The organism is Sporosarcina sp. resist (assembly GCF_014302295.1).
Lineage (GTDB): Bacteria > Bacillota > Bacilli > Bacillales_A > Planococcaceae > Sporosarcina > Sporosarcina psychrophila.
Window position 1 is genome coordinate 1,861,690 of sequence record NZ_CP060287.1, and the last position, 18,254, is coordinate 1,879,943.

The window sequence follows — 18,254 nt, forward strand, 5'->3', positions numbered from 1 at the left end:
CACTATGATCTTTTCCTTTTCAAGATTAAGTCTCTACACAACCTGTCCTTATCGCTTCTTCAAGAAACACATCGAAGGATACGAAGAACCAGCAACCTACCCTTTAGCTTTGGGGAAAGGGGTTCATAAAGCGGTCGAAGATAAAATTAATGGGGTGTCTCATTCAGAAGCCATTTTAAATGGGATGATTGAAGCCGAGTTTCATCCAAAAGTGACGATGGATGAAATGTCAGAGTTGGTTAGTTATGCACCGCTTACAGAGAACATGGGGGAAACGGAGATTCACTTTCAACTTCCACTTTCTGATGAAGATTCAGCCCCGATGTTACAAGGGTATATTGATCTTGTTTCACCAGACGGAAGTACAATAGTCGATTGGAAAACGAATCGGGTTAGCTACGATGTTCGAGATAATCATCAGGTAGGGTTGTATGCGTGGGCAGTTGGTCAATTAAAGAATCAATCTGTCGTTGAAGGTAGTTTGTACTTTCTTCGATTCAGAAGAGCGAGCAAACACGTTTTTAATCAGGCTGATATGGACAGATCTAGACAGTGGGCTTTGGGTGTAGCAAATGAAATTAATTTCAAACGTGAGATTTTGGATATGCTACCGGAAGAAGCGGAGAGTTTATTCCTTTCAACGCCTTCTAGTCATTGTAGGCATTGTCCGTTTGCTATTGAGTGTTATCGAAATTTTAGTAGTTACTAAAAGATAGAAATATAGCAGAGTTAGCGCCGATGTGGATTATCCCCTTCGGTTTTTTTATGTCCAATAATTAATGGGGGGAGGTATTTACATGACGATGACTACAGTATAGTGTAAGCGGTATGAACTATGAGCGTTAGCGGAAGAATTGCTATCATATCTGACGGGGTTTAAATTAGACGAAATGTATGTGGAGGAAAAAGTAATGGTTGATTTAATTGTTTTATCTTAACTTCACGCTTACTATTGTCAATAGGATATTAATATGAGGCGCCTGGGAAAATATACTTGATAATAAATAGGCACTCAATTTCGTTGATTAATTCTTGAGGTTTAATCTGAATGGTTTTGTGAATTTAGGATACGTTTATTTATACAGGTTTGAATTGTCAGATAAATAAATTTTTAGTTAATTATTATTATGCTTAGCCCCCAGAAAAGTTATTGCTACTTTCAATCCACGAAATATAGTTTGAAGTACTCGATTATATGGACTATATATTGTGGTTCAGAGGAAGCAGTTTTTCAAAAAAGGACTTTTTGTGGTCTAACCTTAATATAGATTATAAAAAAATTGTGAACGGAGATGGTAGAATGTATTTTTATAACACTGGATTCGGACAAGTAATGTCTCGTCCTGGAGTGCATCTGATCAGGGATAATTGGAATGATTTTGGATATCGCACTCTTTTTAAGATGTATTTTGTTGATGAATCAAAAAAGCAATCCGAAATAGGTCATGTTAAAATTGGTACGTCCACAGAAGAATTTTCCACCAACATTTCGACTGGAATCGCAAAGTTAAACGAAACGCATTTCAGTTTAGGGCAGGGTAAGGATTATTATGAGAATTTAAATAGATTAGGCCCAGATATACGAAGTAGTATATTGGTGGGAATGAATGATATTGCTAACGATTTGAATATTTTTGATCAGGTAATTCAATATGAGGTAACAAAATCATCCTTGTTACGTGATATAAAAGTATTCACCGTAAAAAATCAATTTCACAGAATAGCTAAAGGTGGGGTACCGCTTACGCCTTATCAATTTAGTTATCATTACTCCTACAACGACAATGAAGATTCAGTTGTTTTCGAATTTCAGGTAGAACCGGACTCAATGCCACCGACAAACATACATGCTTTAATTGGTAGCAATGGTGTTGGTAAAACGACAATACTTAATGGAATGATTGACTCTCTGTTAAATGGTTCGGGAACATACGATGAGGATGGTTCAATCATAGAAGATGAAGACAAAAATAACCTTTTTTACGATTCACTTACTTTGGACTCAACAGATTTATTCGCTAATATGCTTTTTATTTCTTTTAGTGCATTTGATAACACAGCTCATTTTCGAGACAGAATAGATGAAGAGAAAGGAATACTCTATTCTTATATTGGGATAAAGGATAGTGAAATAACTGAACAGAATGAAGCTACCAATAAAGATGGTTCAAGTGAAAAGTATATTTCTAAGACACCGGAAACATTGATTAATGAATTTTTACACAGCATTAAAATTATTGAAGAAACAAGTGATTTACGAAAGATTCATGAGTGGAGGAAAGCAATTGAAATGCTAGAGAGTGACGCCATTTTTAAGAGTTTTGGTCTTAAGGAAATAGATTTAAAGGAGATTGATGAATTAAAGCAGATATTTAATGAGCTAAGTTCAGGTCATAAAATTATCCTTTTAACTATCACAAGATTAATTGAAAAAGTTGATGAGAAGTCATTAGTAATTTTAGATGAACCGGAATCTCATTTACACCCTCCACTACTATCAGCATTTATTAGAGCGTTGTCTAATATTTTAATATCTCAAAATGGAGTTGCAATCATAGCTACTCATTCGCCTGTAATTCTTCAAGAACTACCGCGTAGCTGTATTTCTATTATTAAGAGAGCCGGCAAAAATTGTTCTTTTTACAGACCTGAAATCGAAACCTTCGGTGAAAATGTAGGGACCCTAACTAGAGAAGTATTCGGTTTAGAAGTTACATATTCTGGATTCCATGGACTGTTGGAGAAGTTGGTGGAAGAAGGAAATAATTATGAAGAAATACTTGGCAAGTTTAATGGTGAACTAGGGATAGAAGCTCGTACTATTCTAAGGTCACTATTGCTGTATAAGGAGTGAAAAAATGCGAACAGTTCCCAGACCCAATTTTTCTACAGATGAAGTTATATTAAAATGCATTAGCAATTACGAAGATGAAGAATTAGTTTCACGCTTTAAGGATAGTATAGAAGAAATAGTTGAATGGGGTAGTGTGCTTAAAGAAAAAATTGAAACTAATACAGTCCATACAATTGAAGAAGATAGTTGTATTCCCAGAATAATAGATAAAGCAGAAATGATTAAACTTTATAATGACAAATTTTCTAAGCAGGGGCAGCCCGGTAGAGATTACTATAACACTATAATGGAATTACCTAAACATCTTCTATGTCCTTTGTGTGGATATAGACCCGTCGATAGTATAGACCATTACTTGCCAAAAGGAAAATTCCCTGTGTTTTCTATTAGTCCTTTAAATTTGATTCCAGCTTGTTTTGGTTGTAATAAGCGTAAAAAGGAAAAAAAAGCCAATAAGGCGGAAGAAGAATTTCTTCATCCTTATTTCGATAATATCGAAGATGACTTGTGGTTGTACTCAGCGTTCGAAGAGAAAATTCCTTTGACCATATTTTTTAATGTGAATCCACATGAATCTTGGGATGATATTACTAAGGAAAGAGTACGTAAACATTTTAATATATTTCAGATTGGACAATTATATAGTAGTTATGCCAGTTCTGATATTTCAGGAAACATATATAATTTAAAAAAGATATATGATGAGGGTGGAGCATCCGCTTTAAAAAATGAGTTATTCAGAACAGTGGAAAGTTTTCAATATGCCCAAGTAAATTCTTGGCAAACAGCTATGTATTCAGCATTATATAATAGTGAGTGGTTTTGTGAGGAAGCATTAAATTACTCAATAGAAGATATATTAAAGTGAGTAATTCGACTACATCTCTGATACACGTATTCCGAAGTGTTGCGACTGCTACTTTGATTTGATAAACTTAATCTATGTCTGTTAGTTTTCAAGTCATCGTATTTTGATGAAAGTCGTTATACCTTTTCATTTTATAAAAGGAGATTCGACACAAATGTCGCAGCCTTTGAATTCTCATTTAGGGAAAAGCTAGGTAGATGTAATTGTACGTCACAAAATTGCTTTCGGGCAAAATCATATTGGATATTTACGCATTTTTGCGTGATATATATTAAAAGTCGATTGAATCCTTAGGGATACAGTCGGCTTTTTTGATTTCAAAAATAAAAAGGGAATGGAGCGATGCAAATGGTTGGTAAACAATTAGAACGTCTAGTTTCTAACAACAAAAAGGGAAGCGCGAACAAGTCATTCATCTGCTTTATGGATGATAAGAGAGAACGGAAATTCCTTGTCTTTAAGTTTGGCGGTATCTACCAACTGGATGGCAATGGAGAAGTTAAAAAGATGGATTCTCTTACCGATATTCAAGATATTTTCATGTCTATTGAAAACGGTGATGTGAAGATAATTGGTAGCGGAGATATTGGAATCTAAAGGGGGAGTTTCATAATGGTTCTGGCAAAAACAGAGATTATTGAAAGTATGGATCATGCAATTAAATTAGGAAAAGAAATTGAACGTGTTGAATCAGCGTTGAAAGCAATGAAGGCTGAACTAAAGGCTTTCGTCGACAACAATGGTCCAGTTGATACAGGTGATGTTATTTGGGATTACACTGTATCTGCATCGTGGCAATTTGATGAAAAAGGAATAAAGGAAGTAGCTCAAAACATGGTGCTTGAAGGTGTGAATCCATGGAAAATGCTGAACATCACAGCTTCAAATCTGAAAAAGATAGGCTGGGATGATGCAGTAATTACAAAAATGGGCGAAAAAAAGGAGACGCGTCGATTCGCATCTCGTAAAAAGTGATTCTTTTAAACCTTGTAGATTGATTATATCATAAAAGCCTTCCACCGGGCAATGAAAGAGTGGCACATGAACGCTTGTGCCACTTGGCACTTGCTTTGTGTGAGAGAGGATTACAAAATGACAACTAAAAAATATATTATAGCTGCTCGTGAAGCAGTTTCCACTTACAATGCAGTCGGTTCTGAAAGTATGATCGAATTGCAGGATATTCTGGCTGTATTAATTGGACCATCTGCAGAACCGGAATTTACGGGTCGTTTAGCAGCTCGTGGAATCAGAGCCCTAGTCGATATGACTGTTTCTGAGTTGGAAGAGGAAGGAATGACGCATAGTGAGGCTCTAAAAGTCCATTCTGGTATGTTGATTGCTAGAAAGATGCGTTCTGCTGGAAAGGTTGAGGAACGATATACAATCAGATCTCTAGAAGATACAGCAGCTTATTTGATGGCTGAAATGACGTCACTAACGCAAGAACATTTCGTGGTCTTGTACCTAAATGTAAAGAATGAAGTACTTCATAAAAAGACGGTCTTCATTGGTTCGTTAAATTCTTCGATAGTGCATGTCCTCTCCCGCCGTGAGAAATTCCGGCACGCCATAGAAACCTACGGAAGTTTTTATATACATTCCCAATCGTCATCGGTTTGCCACCAAGTGCCGGGAAAAAATAATCTTCTGCCACAGGATAAGGATGGACCTTATTAAAGTAATGCTTAAATCGTTCTATAAGTGAAGGTGACATGGGTACTAGTCTACTGTTATCATTTTTAGAATGATGGATGGTGAGAATACCATTTACTAAATCAATATCACCCACTTTGAGAAGTCTGGCTTCAGATGCTCTTAGTCCACACATATAAATCAAACGAAAGAAAACAGGCATAATTAAGTGTCTATAAGGACATTCACAACTGTATCGGCATTTGTCGGTTTCAACAAAAATTCTTTTCAATTCATCAGCAGTATAAATATATGGCATATATTGTTCTTCAGTTGGATAGTACCCTTTCGGAATGATATATGCTTGGATTCCGATGGAATCCATATACTTTCCAAATTGGCGAATGATTGATGTACGTGCGCATTGGTTTGCCTGCGCTTCATAAGCTTTTTTTGCTACACCAATCCAATACGATGCCCCTTGTAAGATTTGTAGCATTTGGATATTTTTCCAACGTAAATCTGGCAAAACGTTTCAATTGACCTTCTTCTGTATCGTACTTGTATCCGACAGCCCGCTTCAGATCCACGTGGTTTTGAATATGTTCTTTAAAAGGTCCTTCATAAATGATGTCACTCATGACTTGATACCTCCTCAAAGTCAAGGGCACATTCCTTCAACTTCTTAATATCAACCTTCAGATAAACGGCTGTTGAATCAGTATCTACATGGCCGAGTATATCTGAAATGGCGGAGAGCGGTGTGTCATTTTCAAGAAGCATGCTAGCCAGTGTGTGCCTAAGGGAATGCATACCTCTTTTCTTTTTCAATGTGGGAAGATGTGCTAGTTCCATGTATCTTTTTATGAGCTGGTTTAAATGGTCACCTTCTGAAAACGGACCAAAAGGTGCCATATGTTTGACGAAAACGTAGGGACTGTCTATTTTAGGTCGACCGTATTTGAGATAATCAATCACTGCCCAGCCAACCTCCGGTGTCAATGGAAGAGATAAGGCACTTCTTGTCTTTGATTGAATAAAGACAAGCTGCTTCTCTTCCCAATGAAAGTTCTCCATTTTAAGGTTTTTAATATCTGTACAGCGCAAACCAAGACAGCACGCCAGTAGGATAATGGCATAATCCCGTTTTCCTTTCGGACTTCCTTTATCGATGGCATTGACTAGTTTTTTCAACTCATCGGGTGTCCATACGGATGGAATATGGGTTTGTTTCCTTGCTTGCACCATTGGCATTTTTGAAGCAAAATCAGTCTGTACTCGTCCAGTTTCCTGAAGAAAACGGCAAAAGGCACGTATAGAGCATATATTTTGCTCCACTGTTTTGTACGTATAGCCTGCCAATGTTTTAATATAGTCATTAATCAATGTAAGGTTGATTGCCCTACAATACGATATGGATTGGGAAACAAGATAATCCATGAATCGTTCCGACTGTTTAACATAATGGTCTATTGTCACATTGGAGTAATCCTTTTCTGTACAATATTGTTTAAAATGGCTACTGATATCAATGAAATAAGGATCCGTAAGGATTTCCTTGTGCTTGTAATACCGACGTAAAACGGTATTGTGCAACTGAAAGTCTCCTATCATTCTGATGATGCGTAGCTCTTGTGTCTCAGATTGCGATAGAGCTCGATCAAAATCTTTTTCAAGGATGCGAAAGTATTCTTCAACAAAGTCTATTCCCAGGCTTTCGGAATAGTAGGTTTCACCTTTTTCCCGAGCGAATTGAATCAACATTCGCCATCTTCTACGGTAGAATTTCATAGTTCCTTCAGTGTAACCGAGGCGTAGCATTTCTTGCCCGAGATCGTGAATTAGATCTTCCAATGTTTTCTTTTGCATAATTACTTTCTTTGCATAAGGTGGGGTTATCTCTCCTTTACTAGCGAATACCTACCTCAATGAATTGGATTGGGAGCTTGATTTGAATGGACTACGTTTTGTCCGATACGCAGATGACTTTCTAATCTTCGCCAAAAGTAAAGAAGAAATTCAAAAGGCAATAGGCATCACAAAAGCCAAATTAAAAGAGTTGGGCTTGGAAATTGCGGAAGGCAAAACAAAAGTAGTCAATTTTAAGAAAGATGACTTTGATTTCCTTGGCTTCACATTTCAACATTGGACAATGAATAAGAAGGGGAAACCGGTCTTTTTCGTCGTACCGAAAGAGGAGTCCATTAAAGACTTCCGTCTGAAAATCAAGAGGAAAACACCTAAGAAACTGACGCTCGATAAAGTCGAATGGGTAAACCGGGTCAATCCGATTATTAGAGGGAAAGTAAATTATTATGTGCTTGTGATAGACGCGATAAAAGAAAACACCGAATTGGGTCAGAAAAGTCATTGTGTAACAAGGAAAATCCGAAGGATGTTAGATAGTCTAGATGGATATATCCGCAGAAGATTACGAGTGGCTTTTATACATAAGCACCCAAGTCAAATCAAGGAATATAAGATGCGATATAAGTGGAATAATGAATTTTTCATCGCGATTAAACTTATCCCTAGCTTATGGCTCTATCTGAATAAAGCATACGGACAAACACTCGAAGATTTCGCAATGGATAAGAAAACAAAATCCAAACGAAAGTATGAGTTGGCTAAACTTCGTTTCCAAATGAAAGGCGAAGAGTATTTTTCATCCCTTCGCCTTCAAAAGATGCAAAACGCCTGGAATGCATCACACTAGAATCTAGCGATAACATATTGGTAAGCCGTATGCCTAAATAGGGCACGTGCGGTTTGATAAGGGGGAAGCCATGAGAATGGTTTCCCTACTTTATCTTATGAAGAACTGAAGTGAGGAAGATGCAATATTTACATGAATTAAGCAAATAAATATAGTTAAACTTTGCCGAGGAGTCGTAAAATTAACTAATTGAAAAAGTCTTGCAAGTCTAGAGATTAGGGTGAAAGCTGGAAAAGTATATAAAATAGAGCTGCAAATTGATCTAAGACATGATAAATATTCAAGTGAAGCAAAATGTATAAAAACCTGCATAAAAGCAAAAAAAATTGGGATTTTTAATGGAAGTATTTATATTTTGAAAATAAAGAGATAATAATGGTCCGGACTTTGATGTCCAAATAGTCTAGACTTTGGTGTCCTTGTACATTTTTCGTTTGTGTCATTTTTAATTCCTCTTTTCTATTTTTTTATTAAACTCATGACTAAATTTGAATTTAGCTTAAAGTTTATTATAAGACAAGTGAGAAGAGAATGTCACTCCCCTTCTCGTTGTGGTACAAAACTAAATGAATAGCGAAACTAAACATTCTTACTGTATGCGTTTTATTATCCGAACTAAAAACTTCGCAGCAAAGTATGATAAAGGAATACCTAAAAATAAAATAAGGTAGCTCATAAAATAACTATCAAAAAAGTATTGATCCGACAAGTAAGCAGCTAGTTTAAAATATGGAATAAAAAGTATTATCACTAATGCTACAAAGCCTGCTTCTCTCAACATTAATTTATTTTCATTAACCTTTTCCTCGCCTTTCCAATTTTCCTCCATAACGAATCTACCCCTTTTCCATTTGATTCTTCTTGCACTAACTATCTGCCTCTTTATTCAAAGAAGAAAAAGAGCCGTTTTAGCTGCTCAGATCCTTAAATAAAGAACCCGATGTTATACAAGTGAAAAAACCTTTGTATAAATTGTAAACTATTTTAAAGAATATTAAAAACAATACGGAAAATCATAGTGAGATTTTCCGTATTGTATAAACTTAAATTAATAGAATCCTTCTAGTGGTTTATCCATTCATTCCATGCACTTCAATTTTTTTGAAGATGACTTAACAGGTAAGAATCGATATTTGGAGCAACTTCTGCTTGATAGCCTAAGATATCAAGAGTTTCAAGGTTCAAATCGCTGTTGATAGAAATTACGTCTGTTTTAAATGAAACACTATCTCCAATTGAAAATTGACTCATAAGGTCTCCAGCAAACTCCCAATAAATCTTTGAAACTTCATTTAAGTTAGTTTTATCTGAGTAGTCAAACCCTAAGCTTGTAGCTTGTTTGTCAGTATCATAGTAAATATCTGTAATAGTATCGCTTACAATAATAGAATCCCCTATATTGAAGCTTTTCAAACTGTTAACATATTCCTGCAGTTCTTCATCAAAATGGTCATTTTTCAAATCATTAATCGACAAAACGGATTTTTTTGTCTTTAATTTTGAATTTGTATTGTTCTCTTTAAAAGCTTTCTGTTGCGGAATGATAAAAAGTGAATTATTTTCAAAGTGGTACTTACTTTGTTTTTCTTCTAGTGCTAAAGGCTGCGGTCCTTCAGCTGGGAGACATTGAGTACATGGAGGACTATTAAAAAAGTAGAATACTCCCAGGTTCCACTGAATTGGATCATGGATATTATACATAACTGTGTAATCACCGGATGACATTCTACTAGCTGTAATTCCTTGATCATGTCCGACGTTTCCACTTGCTACTCTTGTCCAGGTGCTGTTTCTATATATAGCAATACCAATTTTTTTCGTCCAAGAATTTACAGGGCTTGTTCTACCAAATGCATATATAGAATCATAGTAATTTTGAAATTTCACTGTTGTCTCTGCCCATGCTTCATCCTTGGTATAAGTTTTCGATCCAGTAGTCGTCCCCACAGCACCAGTTACTGAGGCAGATTTTGCGGGTACATTGTAAAGTTTATTAGATAGATGTCCACTGATTGAATAAACGGCCCCCAAATAAGTTTTCCATAAATTTTGAATAGATATTTCGTCACTTGCAGCGTCGACTTGAATTTTAGCTTCATCTAAAGAAGAAGCCATTGCTGTTTTGTTAGACCCAATGAATATTGATAATAACATCAATGTTCCGGTTTGTGTAGTGCAAAATAGAAGTACATAGAATTGCAAAGGAAAAGTACATAACGTTGCAACACAAGTTTCAACAAAAAAAGGCTTGCCAGCCTTCCAAAATTTCTCTACTGTATTGGTGTCGAATCAAATCAGTGGAGGTTGAAAGGAATGCTGGCAATGCCTGAAATTAATTGTATCAAATTAATGAGGAATCAGAAATCATTATCTATTAATCACATATCAAAAACTCTTGGAATCAATTGGAGAACTGCTAAAAAGTATGCAGATGAAGATGATTTGCCTGTAGAAATAGAAAGAAAAAAGTCAGGAATGATGTATGAACAAAAATGGGGAGAAATTGTTGGAGATTGGCTTTGGGAAGATCAAAAGCTCAAAAGAAAAGAAAGAAGGAATAACAAAGGAATCTTTTCTGCCTTACAAGAAATGGGGTTTAGGGGGTCCTACCGGACTGTCTCATATTTTATTAAAGAATGGCGCGAAGGAAGAGAAGATGTTGAAGATGAGACTAAAGATAAAAACTACGAGCGCTTAATCCACCCTCCCGCTGAGGCACAATTAGATTTTGGATTGATGCAAGCTGTTCAAGATGGAAAATATAAAGACATCCATTGCCTAGTCATGTCACTTCCCTTTAGCAACGCTGCTTATGTAATTCCATTACCGGCGGAAAATCAAGAGTGTCTTTTACATGGCATGAAAATGATATTCAAACAACTAGCAGGGATTCCTAAGAAAATCCGTATTGATAACATGAAAACAGCCGTCATTAAACCAAGGAACAGAAATGAGGAGGCTGTATTCACAGATGAATTTCTTCACTTTTCGAATCATTATGGATTTGAACCCCAAGCCTGTAATCCTTATTCCGGCAACGAAAAAGGAAGTGTAGAAAATAAAGTCGGCTACGTTCGATATAATTTCATAACTCCAGCACCCGTCATAGAGGATTTGGAATATCTAACCCGGCTACTTGAACAACAGCTTACAACGGATCGTCAACGCATACACTATAAAAAACAAGTACCGTTACAAGAGCTATTGGAGGAAGAGCATCAATATCTTTTGGAGTTACCTGAAGAAGAGTATCCTGTTTTCAAAGAAGAAAAAGTGAAAGCAAATAAATATGGAGAAATCACTTTAGACAAAGTAAAAGTCTATGTTCCGAAAGCTTACAATTATACAGGTTTATCTGTCGTAAAATATTGGAATCGATTCAAGGTACTATCTCCCCATGGAGAAGTCTTGTATGAAGATAATCGTCCGTATATGCACAAGAATCGTGAGATTCCGTGGAAATCCATCTTAAAAGCGTGGTTAAGTAAGCCGCGTTCAGTACCCTATTCTCGTTTTTCAACTTATCTTCCAGGTCGAGTATATGAATACTTTAATATCTCGAATCTTTCGATTCGTAAGGAACGCATAAATTGGGTACTAGCACTACTAGCCACTCATGATATGAATGAAATCAATAATGAGTTTTATGAGCTATTGAATGGACAAACAGACGCTTTAAAAGACCCGGAAGCACACCCTTATGACGTTGATTGGAACAAGTATGATCAGCTTCAGAAAGCACCAGAGATTGAAGGTGAGGTTCGTTGACTACAAATTTAGATACTATGTGTAAAACTTTACGTTTAGCTCATGTCAACGATATTTATTCTGGTATATCATATGAAAATCCAGCTCAATTTCTAGAAGATTTATTTCAAAAAGAGCTTCAGCTGCGAGAAGAAACGAAAGTCGAACGATTAATAAAGCAGGCGAAATTTCATCAAAAGAAGTCACTTTCATCATTTCAATGGAAAGAACAGATTCATTTCCCCGCTCACATTGACTCGCATGAGCTATGTACACTAAATTTTATAGGCCGTAATGAAAATTTAATTTTAACCGGTGCTCCTGGAACTGGAAAGTCTCATTTAGCGACCGGTATTGGATATGAGGCCTGTAAGCAAGGTTTAGAGGTTCGCTTTTATAGAGTTTCGGACTTGGGAGAAGCGCTCGAAAGAGCATGGCGAGATGGCAAGCTATCTCAGTTTAGATGCCGCTTTAAAAATGTGGATTTAATTATATTGGATGAAATGGGTTACGTTCCATTCAATAAAGAGGGAGCAGAGCTCCTCTTTCAGCTCATCTCGGATTGGTACGAACAGAAAAGTTTAATTATCACTTCAAATTTAGAATTTAGCCAATGGAATCGTGTTTTTAGCGATTCTAGATTGACTGCTGCATTGGTAGATCGAGTGATACATCATGCTCATATTTTGAATTTTACAGGAGATAGTTTTAGAGTAACAAACGCTTTATCACGTCAGAAATAAATACTGATTTGAAGGCTGGCAGGCTTGTGTATTTTCCTTTGCAATCTTCTGCACTTTTATCTTGCAAAACACACCGGTTAACAGTATTAGTAGTTTTTTCATACAAGATACCCCCTATTGTTTTTTTTTGGTACAATATAATTATAATAATTCTGTATATTTAAATCACTATAATGAGGTTGGGAAAATAGTATCTTAAGAGCCCAATAATCTAACCCTTTCGACAGTAAGTTTCCTAGAACTAAGAAAGTGATGTGAAATAAATGATTCTAACCGGTTACTTAATTAAAAAAGAACGAATAAACAAAAATATGAAGCAAATTTGGCTGGCCAAAGGTATCTGTTCAGTATCTTACCTAAGCAAGATTGAGAATGGACAAACAGTTGCTAGCCAAGAAATTCTAAGTCTTCTAGCAGAAAGATTAGAGATCGTAACGGATAGCTTCGACACACATACTGAAGATACTTTCATAAAATCAATGTCGAATAGCTACAAAGAATACCTTACAAAGAAAAATAATGATGGAATTCAACGATTTGTGAATACCAGGGAAAAAAAATATGTATTTAATTGTAAAAGAAATCACAATACCTATAACCTATTGTTAATCCGCTTTTTATTAATCAATAACGAAGATAGAATTACAATAAGAAAGGAAATAGCTTTTTCCGAGCTGCTACTAAGTGAGTATAGTAATAAAGAAAAGTACCTCTATTATATAAATGGATGTTTATATAGATACTTTGAAAGTGATTACCAAAGTGCTTACGATTATATATTGAAAATTGAAGAGATATTGAACGAGTTAATACTGGAACCATGGGAAAAAGCGGATTTTAGTTATATTGCAAGTCTATGTTATGGAAAAAGAGCACTCTTTAACCAAGCCATAGATTTAGCTGGACAATCATTGAAATACTTTACAGACAATATTTATTTGGAAAAAGCCCTGGATTGTCATATAGTACTAGGGAATTCATATAAGAATTTGTTGGATTACAATAGTTCGGAGAAGCATTTGATGTTTGCATTAGAAATAACTAACCAATTAAACAAGTTTGACTACCTCGGTATGATTTATCATAATTTGGCGCTACTACATTCACGTATGGGGTTTTCACAAATCGCAATTGAAAAATTTAAAAAAAGTTTAGAGTATAAAAGAGATGAAGGGCATAAAAGTTATCTTCTAACTCTTTACGCTCTGATGAAGGAACTTTATAGACACAGTGATTATGAGGAAGCAAGAGGATTTTGTAGACAGGGATCCCTTCTAATCAATGAGTGGGAAAACAATGAATTATACAGGGAGTATACTTTTCATTTTGAAATTTATAGGAATTATATTGATAAGAATGAAGATATTGAAAAGACTTTAATTTCTGCTATTGACTATTTTAGACAAGTTAATGATAATTGGAATACGACTAAATACACACTAGCCTTAGCTGAGCATTACAATAGTATTGGTCAGTATAAGAAATCAGCATTAAATTACAGTAAGTTTGTCCAGGCGAAACTCGAAAAAAAATCGATTAAATCATGGGAGGAATTATAATGAGAAAAATAGTAATACCATACTTTTTAGCTCTACTGTTTTTAGCGACGATTTACACTCAGTCTACATCTGAAAACGATGATGAAAATCCAAGACCTACAGAATTTCCATCCACCTTCATTAATTAATTTTCTAACTTGCATTTATAATAGTTTAACAAAAAAGAAGACAGGGATCCCCTAACGGGTTCGGTTGATGGGGAGAAAACAATAAAAAATACAGTGTTTGGGGACACAATTCGCATAGGAATTAGTGTCCCCGTTTTTGTTGTTGCATCAACATTTAGATGCTTTATATTGATGAATTAGTACCACAATTGGCACCGGAATTAGCAGCAGCACATAAATTTATTTGCCTTTGTTAATTCCATTGTTAAAACACTTGCTAATTAGATGTTGAAATGAAAAATGTTGAAGGAAGACGAGAAATCTATGCTAAAATATACTAAAGATTGTGAAATAATGTACTTAAACTAACGGGGCAGCGCGACAAGTTTTGTTATAAACACTAATGTGTGAAAAAACAAGGGATTTCTTCGGAAATCCTAACTTTATAACCGAGGATAGGAATGACAAAACCATGTATTTTGAAACTATCCCATTAAGATTCCTGCATGCGTCATAATGGACAGATTATGTCTCGCTTAATTTGACAAACCAAGTTAGTTAATAATACACTGCACAAGGTGAATAGACATTCTTCGCTCACTAACCAAACGTGATAGTTCAAAAAAGAGTTTTTTTACTTGAATTTGAATGTATACTTATCGCAATGAAGTTACTTTTACATAAAGAAAATAAAAAGGTTTAATGAAGAGGCAATTGATTACCACAAGAACTTCTGGCTGTTCTATGATATTAATGGACGAATTGTTTAAAATAAGGTTTAATAAAAAGACTCAGCAGCACCGAAACAGATAGCTTTAATATGTAAACAACTGGAAAGAGGGAACAAATGATTTCATTCATACTAACGTTGAAACGTTTATTATCAGCTGTAATTCGAATAGGAAAGGAACCGCTATTTAAAACATTACTTTTAACATTAGCCATTATTTTGTTATCTGGCACTATGTTTTATTATGGGATAGAAGGATGGTCACTGCTTAACTCGTTTTACTTTGCATTTGTCAGTTTAATTCCGACAGGCGTCAATACTGGGTTAATGCCAGAAGCGACTATCAGTAAATGGTTTACTATGGTTTATCTAGTGGTCGGGATAGGGGTCATGCTTATGCTAATAATGAGACTGGGGCTAGCTATCATCAAATTTGAAAAACCAGAAGACAAGGAAGTTGAATCAAAGAAATGAATAAGAGCCAGGAACGAGAAGAACAACTTTAGGCCATGGTCCAGCAGCTGCAAAGCGACCTGGACGAACTGAAAAAGCCCCGGTAAAATCCGAGGGCACTGAAAAACTTACGTTTTTTAATTTTATAAAAAAGTTTCACAAAAAAAAGCGACATTTCGTTCAAAATCGAACGAAATGTCGTAAGCCCCCAATCAAACAAGGCATATCCAAACTTAGCACCTCCTTGGTACGATTAACGTATCAGTTTTAGGAGGTGCTTTTAATGTCGCAAGAAAAATTAACAATAGTCCCCGTTACACTCCACCCTGATGGTAAAGATGTATTTCCCCTCGCTACTTCGAATACCTCCGGTATTTGCATAATCAAAACCGTTACTGCTGAAATCTCCTTTTATAACGGACTAGAAGAGCGCATTATCCAAACAGTAATGAGGGAGTTGAAGCATTTATGAAACAGGATTACACCAGTGTGAAAAATATCTATATCATCTGTGGGAAAACCGATATGAGAAAAGGTATTGACGGCCTAGCTACACTGATTCAAGACTCTTTCGAGCTCGATCCCTACAGTGATTCCATTTTTTTATTTGCTGGAGGGAGTAAAGATCGTTATAAATGTTTGTATTTTGACGGTAATGGCTTCGCTATGCTTTATAAGCGGTTAGATAACGGTAAACTACAATGGCCTAGAAATGAACGAGAAGTTCGCAATTTGTCGCAACAGGAACTCAGATGGCTTTTAGAAGGATTATCTATTCAGCAACCAAAAGCCATTCAATCTTCATCTGAAGGAATATTTTGATTTTTATCTTTATTTCGCTATTCGAACTCGTTATACTAATAGAAACAAAACCGAACGGAAAGTGGTGAATGGTATGCCAGATGTTTCTTCTACGAATGAAAAACAAACAGAGAAATTAATTCGGGTACTAGAAAAGCAATTGGCTCATTCAAATCAACAAAACCAGGAAATGTCGAAACAAATTGAATGATAATAACAACAATCAATGAAATAGAATTTAATAAAAGGAATCTGGAAGTTGATCAACTAAAAAAGGATATTTCGAAAATTGATAATGTAAGTTCTGAGGAATTAGAAGATTTTCAGAAAGAAAACAAAGAGTGGATTGCTGATGTAAACAATAGACTTGATGAGTACATTGCTGATGTTCCTGAAGGTGAAAAAGAAGCTGAATTGCTAAAATTACTTGATGTAGAGAATCAATTTGGTACAATGTCTGCTGTTTCTGCGCATTTCCATGACCATAATTTCCAATTAGAAATGGTTATTGGACTTATAGCATGACACCTAAAGCATCTACTAGAATATTGAGGCCTTTGGCTATTGCTGGGTGGAATGACCTGAAAAATAGTTATGCAAACATTAATACAAGTAGTTTTAAAGACCAATATTGGTGCCATTTTGAAGCGATCATAGAAGCAGATTGGGATATTGAACAAGGTAGACCAGATGTAGGCTTAATTAAAACTATTGCTGCTTTTTGTAATCCAAAATAATAAGAGATATAGCCCCTTTGACTTTGAGGTGACCCCTAAAAGTTAGAGGTTATTATTAAGCAGCTAATTGGCTGGTTTGAAGACGGTATTGAACCGGACTCATGCCAGTCAATTTCTGTTTGATCCGTTTGTTATTATAGTAATTGATGTAAGATTCGATATCTCTTTTTAATTCCTCATATGTGCGAAGTGTTTCGCCATAATACATCTCTTGCTTTAGAAGCCCGAAGAAGTTCTCCATTGGTGAATTATCTATGCAGTTTCCTTTGCGGGACATACTTTGCGTTATCTGATGCTTTTGTAATTTTTTTTGATATTTCCTCATCTGGTAATGCCAGCCTTGATCGGAATGAAGAATGACTTCATCGCCTGGTTGAAGACGCTGAACAGCTTCGTCTAATATATCTCCTACAAGTTGATAGACCGGTCGATTCATGACTTTATATGCGATAATTTCGCCATTACACAAATCAAGAACAGGTGACAGATAACGTTTTTCTCCAAAGAGATGGAATTCGGTCACGTCTGTTACCCATTTTTGATTCATTTTGTCTGCCTTAAAATCACGTTGTAATACGTTAGGAGCGATTTTTCCGACGTTTCCTTTATAAGAGCGATACTTCTTCATACGGACCCTACATTTTAAGCCGATTTCATTCATCAAGCGGTTGATGGTCTTCGGGTCATGCGTAAACCCGTATTTCTTCAGTTCTTTCGTGATACGGCGGTAACCATAACGCCCCTTATGTTCGTGATAAATGACGTTGATTGCTTCTTTAACGATCTCATATTTATCAATTTGATTTAATCGTTTTTCCCAGTAGTAATAAGTGCTGCATGGAATGTCAGCGACTTCAACTAAATCCACGACCTCATATTGTTCCTTTAGTTCAAAAATTAATTGCGCTTTGATTTTGTTTGTAATTTTTTCTGCATCTGAACTAAAGCGTTCAACTTTTTTAGTTAAGCGTTCTCCATTTCTAGACGCACGATTTTCGCTTGTAAGGCTTCTACTGAATCTTCAGCTGAGATTGATTTTTGTGAGTCGATTTTCTTCGTTTCTTTTTTCATGGATGGACGCCACTTCTTCTTTGGTTCTAGCGCGTCGAATCCTTTTGACTTAAGCAACTGCTCCCACCTATAAACGCTACTAGGGGAAGAGATATTAAAAGTGCTTGCCGTTTCTCTAAAAGACGCACCTGTTTTGTTCATAAAATTGAGTACGTCTAGTTTAAACCCTGATGAGTGAGTATTGCGGACAGAATGAGCCACAGGTCAGATGAAGATATAGAAACAGCCATTGA

21 protein-coding genes and 3 pseudogenes are annotated in these 18,254 nt (G+C 35.8%); 16 read left to right on the plus strand and 8 right to left on the minus strand.

Annotation, left to right across the window (positions count from 1 at the left end):
* Positions 1 to 4: 4 nt before the first annotated feature.
* From H7992_RS09315 to H7992_RS09340, 6 genes are all read left to right on the plus strand, one after another.
* Positions 5 to 709, plus strand: a complete 705-nt coding sequence (locus H7992_RS09315; protein ID WP_187047354.1) for a PD-(D/E)XK nuclease family protein — start codon at positions 5 to 7, stop codon at positions 707 to 709.
* 591 nt (positions 710 to 1,300) lie between these two features.
* Positions 1,301 to 2,854 carry an AAA family ATPase gene (locus H7992_RS09320; RefSeq protein WP_187047355.1) on the plus strand — a complete coding sequence of 518 codons (1,554 nt, stop codon included), beginning with the start codon at positions 1,301 to 1,303 and terminating at the stop codon, positions 2,852 to 2,854.
* 4 nt (positions 2,855 to 2,858) lie between these two features.
* Complete coding sequence (locus H7992_RS09325) at positions 2,859 to 3,722, plus strand: hypothetical protein (protein WP_187047356.1); 864 nt, start codon at positions 2,859 to 2,861, stop codon at positions 3,720 to 3,722.
* A 348-nt stretch (positions 3,723 to 4,070) separates the two neighbouring features.
* Entirely contained in the window at positions 4,071 to 4,319 is a 249-nt protein-coding gene (locus H7992_RS09330) for a hypothetical protein (protein ID WP_187047357.1), read from the plus strand.
* A gap of 15 nt (positions 4,320 to 4,334) precedes the next feature.
* Complete coding sequence (locus H7992_RS09335) at positions 4,335 to 4,697, plus strand: hypothetical protein (RefSeq protein ID WP_187047358.1); 363 nt, start codon at positions 4,335 to 4,337, stop codon at positions 4,695 to 4,697.
* 117 nt (positions 4,698 to 4,814) lie between these two features.
* Positions 4,815 to 5,402 carry a JAB domain-containing protein gene (locus H7992_RS09340; protein ID WP_222618010.1) on the plus strand — a complete coding sequence of 196 codons (588 nt, stop codon included), beginning with the start codon at positions 4,815 to 4,817 and terminating at the stop codon, positions 5,400 to 5,402.
* Here H7992_RS09340 and H7992_RS25045 read toward each other — a convergent pair.
* From H7992_RS25045 to H7992_RS09350, 3 genes and pseudogenes are all read right to left on the minus strand, one after another.
* Positions 5,314 to 5,856 (minus strand): annotated as a pseudogene (locus H7992_RS25045) (tyrosine-type recombinase/integrase); the annotation flags it as partial. The gene H7992_RS09340 and the pseudogene H7992_RS25045 sit on opposite strands and share 89 nt — an antisense overlap.
* Positions 5,798 to 5,998 (minus strand): hypothetical protein, encoded by a 201-nt coding sequence (locus tag H7992_RS24500; RefSeq protein ID WP_222618011.1) that lies wholly within the window; start codon positions 5,996 to 5,998, stop codon positions 5,798 to 5,800. The gene H7992_RS24500 and the pseudogene H7992_RS25045, both read right to left, overlap by 59 nt.
* The gene (locus H7992_RS09350; protein ID WP_187047359.1) at positions 5,991 to 7,226 is read right to left on the minus strand and encodes a site-specific integrase; all 1,236 of its coding nucleotides are present in this window, start codon (positions 7,224 to 7,226) and stop codon (positions 5,991 to 5,993) included. The genes H7992_RS24500 and H7992_RS09350 overlap by 8 nt, the downstream gene beginning before the upstream one ends.
* 28 nt (positions 7,227 to 7,254) lie before the next feature.
* Between H7992_RS09350 and H7992_RS09355 the strand changes: the two genes are divergently transcribed.
* Positions 7,255 to 8,073: a reverse transcriptase domain-containing protein gene (locus tag H7992_RS09355; RefSeq protein WP_187047843.1), complete on the plus strand. Its 819-nt coding sequence runs from the start codon at positions 7,255 to 7,257 to the stop codon at positions 8,071 to 8,073.
* A 589-nt stretch (positions 8,074 to 8,662) separates the two neighbouring features.
* Here H7992_RS09355 and H7992_RS09360 read toward each other — a convergent pair.
* Complete coding sequence (locus H7992_RS09360) at positions 8,663 to 8,902, minus strand: hypothetical protein (RefSeq protein ID WP_187047360.1); 240 nt, start codon at positions 8,900 to 8,902, stop codon at positions 8,663 to 8,665.
* Positions 8,903 to 9,165: 263 nt separating this feature from the next.
* The gene (locus H7992_RS09365; protein WP_187047361.1) at positions 9,166 to 10,227 is read right to left on the minus strand and encodes a hypothetical protein; all 1,062 of its coding nucleotides are present in this window, start codon (positions 10,225 to 10,227) and stop codon (positions 9,166 to 9,168) included.
* A gap of 159 nt (positions 10,228 to 10,386) precedes the next feature.
* Here H7992_RS09365 and istA point away from each other — a divergent pair, with 159 nt between their 5' ends.
* From istA to H7992_RS09405, 9 genes are all read left to right on the plus strand, one after another.
* Positions 10,387 to 11,841, plus strand: a complete 1,455-nt coding sequence (gene istA, locus H7992_RS09370) for an IS21 family transposase (RefSeq protein ID WP_187046863.1) — start codon at positions 10,387 to 10,389, stop codon at positions 11,839 to 11,841.
* Positions 11,838 to 12,563 (plus strand): IS21-like element helper ATPase IstB, encoded by a 726-nt coding sequence (istB, locus tag H7992_RS09375; RefSeq protein WP_255428599.1) that lies wholly within the window; start codon positions 11,838 to 11,840, stop codon positions 12,561 to 12,563. The genes istA and istB overlap by 4 nt, the downstream gene beginning before the upstream one ends.
* Positions 12,564 to 12,826: 263 nt before the next feature.
* A complete protein-coding gene (locus H7992_RS09380) occupies positions 12,827 to 14,122 on the plus strand; it encodes a helix-turn-helix domain-containing protein (RefSeq protein ID WP_187047362.1) in 1,296 nt (431 codons plus the stop codon).
* Positions 14,122 to 14,250: a hypothetical protein gene (locus H7992_RS24665; RefSeq protein ID WP_255428632.1), complete on the plus strand. Its 129-nt coding sequence runs from the start codon at positions 14,122 to 14,124 to the stop codon at positions 14,248 to 14,250. The genes H7992_RS09380 and H7992_RS24665 overlap by 1 nt, the downstream gene beginning before the upstream one ends.
* Before the next feature lie 826 nt (positions 14,251 to 15,076).
* Positions 15,077 to 15,433, plus strand: a complete 357-nt coding sequence (locus H7992_RS09385) for an ion channel (protein ID WP_187047363.1) — start codon at positions 15,077 to 15,079, stop codon at positions 15,431 to 15,433.
* Between the two features lie 262 nt (positions 15,434 to 15,695).
* Complete coding sequence (locus tag H7992_RS09390) at positions 15,696 to 15,884, plus strand: hypothetical protein (RefSeq protein ID WP_187047364.1); 189 nt, start codon at positions 15,696 to 15,698, stop codon at positions 15,882 to 15,884.
* Complete coding sequence (tnpB, locus tag H7992_RS09395) at positions 15,881 to 16,234, plus strand: IS66 family insertion sequence element accessory protein TnpB (protein WP_187047365.1); 354 nt, start codon at positions 15,881 to 15,883, stop codon at positions 16,232 to 16,234. The genes H7992_RS09390 and tnpB overlap by 4 nt, the downstream gene beginning before the upstream one ends.
* A 186-nt stretch (positions 16,235 to 16,420) precedes the next feature.
* Positions 16,421 to 16,738, plus strand: coding sequence for a hypothetical protein (locus H7992_RS09400; protein ID WP_187047366.1), 318 nt, complete (start codon positions 16,421 to 16,423; stop codon positions 16,736 to 16,738).
* Positions 16,735 to 16,950 (plus strand): DUF2599 domain-containing protein, encoded by a 216-nt coding sequence (locus tag H7992_RS09405; protein ID WP_187047367.1) that lies wholly within the window; start codon positions 16,735 to 16,737, stop codon positions 16,948 to 16,950. The genes H7992_RS09400 and H7992_RS09405 overlap by 4 nt, the downstream gene beginning before the upstream one ends.
* A 55-nt stretch (positions 16,951 to 17,005) precedes the next feature.
* Here the strand turns inward: H7992_RS09405 and H7992_RS09410 are convergent.
* From H7992_RS09410 to H7992_RS25055, 3 genes and pseudogenes are all read right to left on the minus strand, one after another.
* A pseudogene (locus tag H7992_RS09410) lies at positions 17,006 to 17,899 on the minus strand (IS3 family transposase); the annotation flags it as partial.
* A gap of 14 nt (positions 17,900 to 17,913) precedes the next feature.
* On the minus strand, positions 17,914 to 18,078 hold the full coding sequence (locus H7992_RS25050; RefSeq protein ID WP_370570019.1) for a hypothetical protein: 165 nt from the start codon (positions 18,076 to 18,078) through the stop codon (positions 17,914 to 17,916).
* Between the two features lie 9 nt (positions 18,079 to 18,087).
* Positions 18,088 to 18,162: pseudogene (locus tag H7992_RS25055) on the minus strand (hypothetical protein); the annotation flags it as partial.
* Positions 18,163 to 18,254: the final 92 nt, after the last annotated feature.